The sequence below is a fragment of the Azospirillum sp. Sh1 genome, assembly GCF_008365135.1.
Taxonomy (GTDB): domain Bacteria; phylum Pseudomonadota; class Alphaproteobacteria; order Azospirillales; family Azospirillaceae; genus Azospirillum; species Azospirillum oryzae.
Genome location: NZ_VTTK01000020.1, coordinates 104,674 through 114,857, shown reverse-complemented (window position 1 = coordinate 114,857; position 10,184 = coordinate 104,674). Strand labels below are relative to the sequence as shown.

The following is a 10,184-nucleotide window of genomic DNA, read 5'->3' as shown; positions in this document are numbered from 1 at the left end:
AGGCCGCAACGGCTACCAACTGCCGCCGCCTGCGCATCCCTTCTCACAACACGGTATAAACTTGTCAAAGAACCCGCAACGCTGAGACGCGTCGCACCGGCCGCTCTTCCGCATCCCCTTCTTCAGGAGGATCGGGTCAGAGTGACCGGAGAATTTCGGTCGAAGCCGGAAGACCAAAACCACTAAGTCGCTGTTTTCTCTTCCGTTTCTGCCGCCGCCGCTGCGCCTCGTTCAGCGCCCCGCCGTCGGTGGAGCGGTTTATAGGCGCCCTCCCCCAAACCACGCAAGCGCTTTTTTCATCGCCTTCTGCATTTTTATGTTCGCTGAACCGACTGATGTTTTCATCAGAGCAGGCCGAGCGCCCGCAGTTCCGCCGCCATGTCGGCCGGCAACTCGTCCCCTGCCCCGCCGGCGGCCGAGAGATCCTGGGGAGCGGCTTCGGCCGTCAGGTAGCGCCAGCCCTGGAAGGGGCGATGCGGGGTCGGCACCGTCGGCACCCGGTCGGCGGCGAGCTGCAGGGTGCAGTAGCTCTCCCCCTCCTCGTCGGTGGCGGTATCGATGGCAAGGATGGGTTGGCGCACCAGGACGCTGCCCTTGATGACCCAATAGATCGAGCCGCCGGCCAGCAACTCGTCGCCACGCTTGGGCAGGCGACGGGTATAGACGGGGATGCGGGTCTGGCCGTCGGCCGATACGGCGCGGCGGTCCTGCAACTCCGCCAAATGGTCGAGGTCGCGGACACCGACGGCGAGCTTGATGAGATGGAGAGGCATGGGAACGCTGAAGTCTCTGACGTGAGGAACGGAACCGCGCCCAACATAGCGCGCCCCCTGACATAGTGCGCTATGCAGGATTGTCCTTCTGCCGAGACCGCCGGGCGGATCTGTCCTCAGAGCGGATCGTTGCGGTCGGACCGGTTGGTCGGCCGGGCATGGCCGATGATGGCGCTGAAGCCGAACAGCAGCAGCAGCACGCCCATGATGATCTCGATGCCGCAGACCAGACGAACCGGCCCGGACACCGGATGGATGTCGCCATACCCGACGGTGGCGAAGGTCACGATGGAGAAATAGATCCCCTCGGCGAAGGTCAGGTCGCGCCTGACGCCTTCGATGACGAAGTTCGGCTCCGCCATGAAGCGGTCCATGATGGTGTAGATGGCGCCGAACAGGATGATGCAGAGCGAATAGAAGGTCAGGAACGCGAAGGCCGGCAGCACCAGACGCGCCGATTGCTGGAAGAAGCCTTCGAACAGCAGCCCGGCGTCGAGCAGGAAGATGGCGATGTCGCGCGACACCAGGGCGACGATGGCGGCAATCGCCGACATGGCCAGCAGGAAGATCGCGCTGATCGTCTGGGTGTCCATCTCCTGTTCGGGCACCAGGAAGGTCAGGGCGCCGATGCCCCAGACCGGTGCCATCCACAGGAAGACGCGGTCGAAATGACTCCCCTCCCGCAATCGCCGCGACATCACGATGCGCCGGATATCCTCCGCCCGCCACCACGCCCCACCCAGGAAAGCGGCCAGCGGCAGGACGAAGGCGATGCCCTGGATCAGCGGACTGATGTTGTGGAAGTTGCTTTCGGCGAAAAAAACGAAGATGCAGGCATAGACGCCGATGAAGTTGGTCAGCGCCAGCGTGAAGAACTGGCTGCCCGGAAACAGATAATGGAAGGTGCCGACCACGAGGCCAACCGACCCCAGCAGAACGAAGGTCAGATTGCCGGACACCGACCGGATCGACAGTGCGATCAGGCCGAGCAGCAGGGCCGTCAGCAACGCCCCGCCCAGCCAGGATTTGGATGTCCCCTTGGCTCCATGGGGGCCGGCGTGAGATCCCCCATGGCCGCCGCCGAGTGGACTGCCGGGAGGAACCGCCGGGGGCGGGCTGGTCGTCCGAGGGCGGCGGTCGGGAACGATCTGGTCCATGGGGCGGCAAACCGAAACGGAAACAGACACCGGATCCGGTGCCCGGACGAAGGTCCTGTTCCGCAGTTATAGCCGTTTGCCCGCCCCGGGAGTCAGCATTTTCCGCAGCCTTGTCCGAGGTTTCCGCCCCTGCCCTACCAGCCGCCGGTGGCGAGCCAGCGGTCGACCATGTCGAGGCGGTCCCAGCCCCAGAAAGGTTCGCCATCGACGAAGACGAAGGGCGAACCGAAGACGCCACGGTCCACCGCATCGTCGGTTTCGGTGCGCAGCCGGTCCTTGACCGCCGGATCCTGGATGGCGGCGGCCACCGCGGCGCGGTCGATGCCGACACTGCCCAGGGTCTTCGCCGCGATCTCCGCCACCGTGTCGGCCGGGCCGATGTCCCGCCCCTCGCCGAAATGGGCATGGAAGAGCGCATGGGCCAGCAGCTTCGCCTGTTCCGGATGCTCGTCGGTCAGCCAATAGAAGGCGCGCGAGGCGGCGACGCCGTTGGCCGGGGCCGAATCGGGGAAGGTGAAGGGGGCGCTGGTCAGCCGCGCGATGCGGCCGACGTCATGGGTCAGATATTCGCCGCGCAAGGGCTGCTGCAGGTTGGGCTTCATGCCCGTCACCTTGAAGATCGCCCCGAGAAGGATCGGGCGCCAGGTGACGGTGCGGCCATGCTTCGCCGCCAGTTCGTCGATGCGCAGGCTGGCGAAATAGCCATAGGGCGAGGCGAAGTCGAAATAGAAATCGATCGGGTCCGGCACGCGCGTTTCCTCTCCGACAGGTTTTCCGGAAAGGTTAACGCGGGCGCGGAACAGCGTCCAGCAGTGCATCCGGGGGGCGTCCGGGGAAGGCGCGATCCCCGAACGGCCCGGTCACCATCCCGTCAGACCGTGCGCACCTTGGCGTCGAAGACGTAGCCGGCGCCGCGTTCGGTCTTGATGATGCGGGGCTCCTTCGGGTTCGCCTCGATCTTGCGGCGCAGGCGCAGGATCAGCACGTCGATGGACCGGTCGAACACCTCCGCCCCGTCGACGCGGGTGAGGTCGAGCAGCTGGTCGCGGGTCAGCACCCGCTGCGGCCGTTTGACGAAGGCCGCCAGCAGGCCGAACTCCGCCTTGGTCAGTTCCACTTCGCGCCCCTCCTGCCCGCGCAGGCGCTGGGCGGTGAGGTCGAGTTCCCAATTGGCGAACTGCACCACGGCACGCAGTTCGTCCGCGCTGCGCGCCGGGCGGGCGTCGTTGGAGACGCGACGCAGGACCGCCTTGATGCGTGCCAGCAGTTCGCGCGGGTTGAAGGGTTTGGTCAGGTAATCGTCGGCCCCCAGTTCCAGCCCGACGATACGGTCGACGTCCTGATCCTTGGAGGACAGGATGATGACGGGGATCTGCGATTCGGTGCGGATCTGGCGGACCAGGCCCAGCCCGTCGCCGTCGGGCAGGCGCAGATCGCAGACCACGAGATCGACAGGATCGCCATCCAGAGCCTGCCGGGCCGATGCGGTGTCCTGCGCCGTCGTGACCCGGTAGCCCTCTCCCGCCAGATATGAGGCCAAAAGCTCCCGAATCGGCTCGTCGTCGTCGACAGCGAGAATGTGCATGCCTGTTACCTCCCCAAATCTTCTTATCTCACGCGCGAGCGGCACGCAATGCGTTACAACCCCGTAACAGCCGCGGCCGATTCGCCGACCACATGAGTTGGTTGAAACCGCGTCCTGCACCGGCGACATAAAAATACCGTTGCGCGGACATTAACCAGAAACAAGCTGCGGTTTAAATCCAGACCATCGAACAGGGGACGGCGGCCCGCCAATGGGCGCCGGACCAATGCCGTGATGGGGAAGCACCGCCATGTCGAACATCGATCATTGCCTGGAGCGCCTGGCCCTGCTCGACCGCGCCGACCGTCTGCTGAACGAGGTGCGGGTCTACGGACAGCATGGCTCGATCCGCGAAACGCTGGCGCAGCACCGGCTGCTGCTGGGGGAGGCGAGGCGCCACCTCGACTCGGCGCGCTCGGTCGGGCGGCTGGGCTGAGGACCGTCGGCAAGACCATCATCATGTCCGGCTGCAACGCCCAGGCGACACCGATGCCGCCCCACCGCACCGCGCCCCATGGCCAGTCCCATGGCCAACCCCATTCCAGGGCGGCGAGGCGGCTGCCCGCCGACGGCCACCGCCGTCCGGCGACGGAGCGTTGCGCCCATCATTCCGGTTGCATGCCCGGTGCCGCGCAGGTCGCGGCCCAGATCGCAGTCCACGGCGGCGCGCCGCTGTGGCGCACGATGATGGAACGCTGGCTGGCCGCGGCCCCCTGACCTGTCCGGACTTTCGGACAGCCTCCTGTTGCGCTCTCCCTATTCCCGCCCGATTTCGCGCCTATGTCGGCATTCGGGAGTCACAACACGGAGAGACCCATCATGACCCGCGCCATCCTTCTCGCCTCCACTGCCCTGCTGATGGCGGCCCCGGCGGCGTTTGCCGCGACAGGCGGACCGGCCGGCGGGCAGCTGGCGCTGACGCGGGTTCTGCTGTCGACCGGCGGCGTCGGCTATTTCGAATATGAGGCGGCGGTGAGCGGCGACGCCGACCTGTCGCTGGAGGTGCGGCGCGATCAGGTCGACGACGTGCTGAAAAGCATCGTCGTCTATGACGACAAGGGCGGCGTCGGCACCATCGCCCTGCCGGGAGCCGAACCGCTGGACACCGCCTTCCGCGAGCTGCCCTTCTCGGCCGACGACCTCACCTCCCCCGCCGCATTGCTGAACGCGATGCGCGGGGCGGAGGTGACGACCGGCGGCTCCCGCCAGTTGACCGGCCGACTGATGTCGGTGACGGAGGAGACGGCGCGCCTGCCGGGGAACGACGGCGCCACCACCACGCGCCACCGCGTGACGCTGATGACGGCCGACGGCCTGCGCCAGCTGGTGCTGGAGGAGGCCGACGCGCTGCGCTTCACCGATCCGGCGGTGCAGGCGCAGATCGACCGGGCACTGTCGGCGGTGGCGGAGAACGCCCGGCGCGAGCGGCGGCGGCTGACCGTCCACAGCCGGGCGCCGCAGGATGGGCAGGCGGCCGGCGAGCGGCGGGTCCGGGTCGGCTTTGTCGCGGAGATGCCGCTGTGGAAGGCGACATACCGGCTCAGCCTCGGCACCGGGCTAGGCCAAAACGGACAGGGGCAAAACGGGCAGGCGGATAAGGGCAAGGGCGCACTGCAGGGCTGGGCGGTGCTGGAGAATCTGAGCGGCGAGGATTGGCGCGGCGTCGACCTGACCGTGGTGTCGGGCAACCCGGTGACCCTGCGCCAGGCGCTCTACACCCCCTATTTCGTCGAGCGGCCGGAGGTGCCGGTGGAGGTGCTCGGCCGCGTGCTGCCCAGCGCCGACGAGGGCGCGGTGACGCTGAACGACGCCCGTTCGGCGATGCGCGCACAATCGGAGGCCTCGCGTGCCGGGGCGCCGCCCGTCACCGCCATGGCCGCCCCCCCGCCGATGCCCGGCGCGCCGGCTCCGGCGCCGATGGGTGAAGCGCTGGCGAAGGCCGCCCCCTACGGCAGCGCCGCGGGAACGCCGGCGATGGCCGCGGTGCAGGGTGCCGAGGCCGGTGCGGCTGAGGGCGCCCAGGTGCTGTTCCATTACCCGCAGCCGGTCAGCGTGCCGAATGGCGGGACGCTGATGATGCCGATCGCCGCAAGCACCCTGCCGGTGGAGCGGGTGGCGCTCTACCAGCCCGCCGCCGACGCCCGCCATCCGCTGGCATCCCTGCGGCTGCGCAACGACGGCGACACCGCCCTGCCGCCGGGATTGCTGACCTTCTATGACCGGGGCACGGCGAACAGCGCTTACGTCGGCGACGCCCGGATGGCGACCCTGCCGGCGGGCGAGAGCCGGCTGCTGTCCTTCGCCGTCGATCAGGCGGTCACCGTCGACCGCGAGGAGAAGCCGAGCCGCCGGCTGTCCCGCGCCACCATCGCCGACGGCGTGCTGACCCTGTCGGTGATCGACCGGCAGAGTACGACCTATACGGTGGCCGGTGCCCCGGATGCCGACCGCGATGTCGTGATCGAGCATCCGCGCCGTCCCGGCTGGGAATTGACCGAACCGGCGAACGGCAAGCCGGAAGCGACCGCCACCGCCTATCGTCTGCCGCTGGCGGTGCCGGCCGGCAAGACGGTGACGCTGACCGCCACGCTGGAACGGCCGCGGCAGGAGCGGATCGTCCTGACCGACCTGACCGCCGACCAGATCGCCGCCCGCGCCTCCGCCCCCGAATTGCCGGCGGAGGTTCGTCAGGCGCTGACCACGCTGGCCGGCCTGCGCGCCGCCGTCGCCGAAAAGGAGCGTCGCATCGCCGAGCTGGAGCACGAGCGGGCGGAGCGCATCGCCGACCAGGACCGCCTGCGCGAGAACCTGAAGGCCCTGCCGGCCGGCAGCGACCTGCACAAGCGGACGTTGGCCAAGATGGCGGAGGCGGAAAACCGCCTGGATGCGCTGGCGCGCGACCTGACCACCGCCCGCTCGGAAGCGGAAGCGGCGCGGCAGACCCTGCGCGAGCGGGTGAAGGCTTTGGCGATCTGAGGGTAGCGAAGAGTTAGGTGGCGGCCTGGATGCCCCCTCCCCATCCCTCCCCCACCTTTGGTGGGAGAGGGGGTAGGACGCTTGTCAGCCTTACTGAAATGCGGAGCGGCGGAGTTCCCTCTCCCACCGAAGGTGGGGGAGGGTTAGGGAGGCACCCGCCGCGACACTTCACCTCCTACAGCGTCGTCGCGCTGCAATAGGCCCAATCCTCCCCCTGCAGACCGAAGAAGGCGGCGACCGGCTTGCCGCTGGAGCGGTCGACGACGACGCGGAAACGGCTGCCGGTGCAGGTGCCCTGCGGCTGCTTGGCGAAGGGCAGCTTGACGTGCTTGGACTTCAGGCAGGAGTCCGACATCTTCGGCGGGTTGGCCGGGCCGTCCACCTTCTTGCCGTTCAGCACCATATAATAGTTGGTGGCCTGCCCGCCCTTGACGTCGGCCTTCACCTCGATCTTGCCGAAGCGCGACTTGTAGAGGCCGGCATCCTGTTCGCCGTCGGGCGCGCCGCCGGGCAGTGCGCGGAAGGAGATGGCGGCGCAGGACGGCGGGTCCTTGGCCTCCGCCGGGGCGGCGGCCAGCGTGGCAAAGCCGCCGGCCAGCAGAAGGGCGGCAGGCACGGACATCAGACGTACAGACAGCATGGAAGAGCCCTTTCGAACCGGTTGAACCGTCACTTCGGCAACAGGCAGATGGCGGTCTGCTGCATCAGGGCGCAATCCTTCTCAGCGCCGCCATCCAACATCGACACCTCGACCTGGGTGATCGTCAGGGTGCGGCCCGGCTTCACCACGCGGGCGCGGGCGATCATCACGTCGCCCTTGGCGGGCGCCATCAGGTTGATCTTGAACTCCACCGCCAGCACTTCGGCACCGGCCGGCATCAGGCTGTAGGCGGCATAACCGCCGGCATTGTCGGCCAGCGTGCTGACCATGCCGGCATGAAAGAAGCCGTGCTGCTGCGTCAGCTCGGCGCGAAACGGCAGCCGCATCTCGCAGAATCCCGGCTCCACCGCCGTCAGTTCGATGCCGAGCGTCCGGCAGATCGGCTGCTGTTCGAAGGAGGCGAGACAGCGCGCCTTCCAGTCGGGATCGCGGGGAACGAAGGTGTCGGCCAAGGCGAAGCACTCCGGGAAGGGGACGTTGCGGGACAGCCTGCGACAGCCGCCCCGCCGGATCAAGCCCGTATCCCTATAGGTCACCTGCCGATCTCAGCTGCCGATCAGGCCCATCTGCGGGCTGGACGGCTCGGCCTGGGCCCGCATCGGCATGCGGCCGGCCAGATGGGCGGAGCGGCCGGCGCAGACCGCGTCGCGCATCGCCGCCGCCATCCGCACCGGATCGCGCGCCTTCGACACCGCCGTGTTCAGCAGCACGGCGGCGCAGCCCAGCTCCATCGCCAGCGCCGCGTCGGATGCGGTGCCGATGCCGGCGTCCAGCACCACCGGCACGGGGCTGCGGGCGCAGATCGTCTCGATGGCGTGCGGGTTGCGGATGCCCATGCCCGAGCCGATGAAGGCGCCCAGCGGCATCACCGCCGCCGCGCCCAGATCAGCCAGCTTGCGGCAGGTGACGGGGTCGTCGTTGCAATAGGGCAGCACGACGAAGCCGTCATTCACCAGTTCCTCCGTCGCCCGCAGCAGTTCCTCGACATCGGGATAGAGCAGTTCACGGTCGCCGATGACCTCCAGCTTGATCCAGGGCGTATCCAGCGCCTCGCGCGACAGCTGGGCGGTCAGCACGGCTTCTTTGGCGGTCATGCAGCCGGCGGTGTTGGGCAGCAGCCCGACCGGGCCGGTGGGGCGCCCGGCGGTGGCGCGGGCCAGCACGTCGACGAGGCTTTCCGAATAGCCGTCCAGGCTGATGCGCCGGATCGCCAGCGTGACCAGCTCGCTGCCGCTGGCCGCCAGCGCGTCGAGCATCACCTGCTGGTTCGGATAGCCGGCGGTGCCGAGGAAGAGACGGGAACCGAGGCTGCGCCCGGCGATGGTGAGGGTGTCGGGGGTGGAATGGAGCATGTGGGGAGCCTTTGCAAAGGCCCTCTCCCGAAGCCGCGACTCCCCGGAAAATCCCCCTCTCCCCAGGGGGGAGAGGGGATTCTTACCGTGTCGCGGGCCGGGAGAGGGAGATGTCAGGGGGTCAGCCGCCTTGGATCGGGCGGACGATTTCCAGGCTGTCGCCGGGCTGGAGCGGGGTTTCGGGCCAGCGGCGGCGGGGAACGACGGCGCCGTTCAGTGCGACGGCGACGCCCGGCGCACACTCGGCGATGCCGCGGCCGGCCAGGAACTCGGCGACGGACGCGGCGGACAGCGGCTCTTCGCGGCCGTTGACGCGGAGGACGGCGCTCATGCGGCGGCTCCCGCCGCAACGAATCGGCAGGCGGCGAAGGGGCGCAACAGCGGGTCGGTCTCGCCGGTCAGCACAAGCCGGGCGATGCCGTCGGCGGTCACCGGGGTCAGCAGGATGCCGTTGCGGTGGTGGCCGGTGGCGTGGATCAGGCCGGGAACACCGCTTTCGCCCAGGATCGGCGCATCGTCGCGGCTGCCCGGACGGAACCCGACCCAGGCCTCCTCGATCGGCAGTTCGGCGATGCCCGGCAGCGCCCGCCATGCCCCCTCCAGCAGGGCGAACTGCCCGCCGGCGGTCAGGCGGTCGTCGAAGCCGCGCTCCTCCGTCGTGGCGCCGATCAGCAGCCGGCCATCCAGCCGCGGGATCAGGTAGGTGCCCGGCGTCCACACCACATGGCGCAGCAGCGGCAACCGCGCGTCCATCCTCAGACAGACCATCTGCCCCTTCACCGGCCGCACCGGCGGCTTGGCGGCGGGCGGCAGTCCCGGCACCCCGGCCGACCAGGCCCCGGCGGCCAGCACCACCCGGTCGGCCCGGTGCAGAGTTTCAGCAACCCGCACGCCCACGGCGCGGCCGCCCTCCACCGCCAGCGCCACCTCGCCGCAGCGCTCATGCAGGCGGGCACCGGCAGCCTCGGCGGCGCAGCGCAGGGCGGCTGCGACCTTGCGGTTGTCGACCTGATGGTCGCCGGCACAGAACAGCGCACCGGCGACGCCGGGCTGCAGGAAAGGCTCGCGCCGCCGCACCTCGGCCCCGCTCAGCCATTCCACCGGCAAGCCCAGGTCGCGCTGGAAACCGTGCAGGAAACGGACCTTGGCGGCATCGTCGGCAGTGAGCGCGATGACCATCGTGCCTTCGCTGCGCAGATCGACGGCCATGCCGCTCGCGGCTTCGAGATCGCGGGCGAAGTCCGGCCACAGCGCCTGCGAGGCGCGGGTCAGCGGCAGCAGCCCCTCCTCGCCCGGTTCGGTTTCGACGCAGGCGGCCAGCATGCCGCCGGCGGCATGGGTGGCGCCGCGGCCGGCCTCTCCCCGCTCGAACACATCGACGCGGCAGCCGGCCGACGCCAGCCTCCAGGCGATGGCGAGGCCGATGCAGCCGGCGCCGATGATGGCGACGGATGGGCGGAATCCGGAGACGCACTCCGAAATAGAATACGGTTCTGGCGCATGGATCATGCGGCGGCTCCCTTCGCTGGAATTACCCAGACAGGTTCGATGGGTGTGTTCTCAGCCGCGCTACCACCGCGCGGCACCCCAGGCCTATGGCTCGCCTTATGCCAATGTTTCGCTGGCCCCACAAGCGGAATCGACACTCATCCATCCCGCCGCCCCACCCAGCCGACTGCC

General features: G+C 69.0%; 12 protein-coding genes and 1 riboswitch. Of the genes, 3 read left to right on the top strand and 9 right to left on the bottom strand.

Going from position 1 to position 10,184, the window contains the following annotated elements:
• Positions 1 to 344 precede the first annotated feature (344 nt).
• The 4 genes from FZ029_RS19990 to FZ029_RS19975 all read right to left on the bottom strand — a co-directional run bounded on the left by FZ029_RS19990 (position 345) and on the right by FZ029_RS19975 (position 3,515).
• On the bottom strand, positions 345 to 773 hold the full coding sequence (locus FZ029_RS19990; protein WP_149271287.1) for a DUF1489 domain-containing protein: 429 nt from the start codon (positions 771 to 773) through the stop codon (positions 345 to 347).
• A gap of 116 nt (positions 774 to 889) precedes the next feature.
• A complete protein-coding gene (locus FZ029_RS19985; RefSeq protein WP_149271285.1) occupies positions 890 to 1,930 on the bottom strand; it encodes an ion channel in 1,041 nt (346 codons plus the stop codon).
• A 134-nt stretch (positions 1,931 to 2,064) separates the two neighbouring features.
• Positions 2,065 to 2,679, bottom strand: coding sequence for a 2-hydroxychromene-2-carboxylate isomerase (locus FZ029_RS19980; RefSeq protein WP_149271283.1), 615 nt, complete (start codon positions 2,677 to 2,679; stop codon positions 2,065 to 2,067).
• 122 nt (positions 2,680 to 2,801) lie between these two features.
• Positions 2,802 to 3,515 (bottom strand): response regulator transcription factor, encoded by a 714-nt coding sequence (locus tag FZ029_RS19975; protein WP_085087905.1) that lies wholly within the window; start codon positions 3,513 to 3,515, stop codon positions 2,802 to 2,804.
• 250 nt (positions 3,516 to 3,765) lie between these two features.
• Between FZ029_RS19975 and FZ029_RS19970 the strand changes: the two genes are divergently transcribed.
• The 3 genes from FZ029_RS19970 to FZ029_RS19960 all read left to right on the top strand — a co-directional run bounded on the left by FZ029_RS19970 (position 3,766) and on the right by FZ029_RS19960 (position 6,491).
• Positions 3,766 to 3,951 (top strand): hypothetical protein, encoded by a 186-nt coding sequence (locus tag FZ029_RS19970; protein WP_109151646.1) that lies wholly within the window; start codon positions 3,766 to 3,768, stop codon positions 3,949 to 3,951.
• 23 nt (positions 3,952 to 3,974) lie between these two features.
• On the top strand, positions 3,975 to 4,232 hold the full coding sequence (locus tag FZ029_RS19965) for a hypothetical protein (RefSeq protein WP_149271281.1): 258 nt from the start codon (positions 3,975 to 3,977) through the stop codon (positions 4,230 to 4,232).
• A gap of 102 nt (positions 4,233 to 4,334) precedes the next feature.
• Positions 4,335 to 6,491, top strand: a complete 2,157-nt coding sequence (locus tag FZ029_RS19960) for a hypothetical protein (RefSeq protein WP_149271279.1) — start codon at positions 4,335 to 4,337, stop codon at positions 6,489 to 6,491.
• A 175-nt stretch (positions 6,492 to 6,666) separates the two neighbouring features.
• On the opposite strand, the gene FZ029_RS19955 is transcribed toward FZ029_RS19960, so the two are convergent.
• From FZ029_RS19955 to thiO, 5 genes are all read right to left on the bottom strand, one after another.
• Positions 6,667 to 7,131, bottom strand: a complete 465-nt coding sequence (locus tag FZ029_RS19955; protein WP_188051988.1) for a hypothetical protein — start codon at positions 7,129 to 7,131, stop codon at positions 6,667 to 6,669.
• A 29-nt stretch (positions 7,132 to 7,160) separates the two neighbouring features.
• Positions 7,161 to 7,604 carry a PaaI family thioesterase gene (locus tag FZ029_RS19950; protein ID WP_149196695.1) on the bottom strand — a complete coding sequence of 148 codons (444 nt, stop codon included), beginning with the start codon at positions 7,602 to 7,604 and terminating at the stop codon, positions 7,161 to 7,163.
• 93 nt (positions 7,605 to 7,697) lie between these two features.
• Positions 7,698 to 8,504: a thiazole synthase gene (locus FZ029_RS19945; RefSeq protein ID WP_149271276.1), complete on the bottom strand. Its 807-nt coding sequence runs from the start codon at positions 8,502 to 8,504 to the stop codon at positions 7,698 to 7,700.
• 121 nt (positions 8,505 to 8,625) lie between these two features.
• Positions 8,626 to 8,835: a sulfur carrier protein ThiS gene (gene thiS / locus FZ029_RS19940; protein WP_149271274.1), complete on the bottom strand. Its 210-nt coding sequence runs from the start codon at positions 8,833 to 8,835 to the stop codon at positions 8,626 to 8,628.
• Complete coding sequence (thiO, locus tag FZ029_RS19935) at positions 8,832 to 10,013, bottom strand: glycine oxidase ThiO (RefSeq protein ID WP_149271272.1); 1,182 nt, start codon at positions 10,011 to 10,013, stop codon at positions 8,832 to 8,834. The genes thiS and thiO overlap by 4 nt, the downstream gene beginning before the upstream one ends.
• A riboswitch (TPP riboswitch) is annotated at positions 10,005 to 10,104 on the bottom strand. (Overlaps the previous gene by 9 nt.)
• Between the last annotated feature and the right edge of the window lie 80 nt (positions 10,105 to 10,184).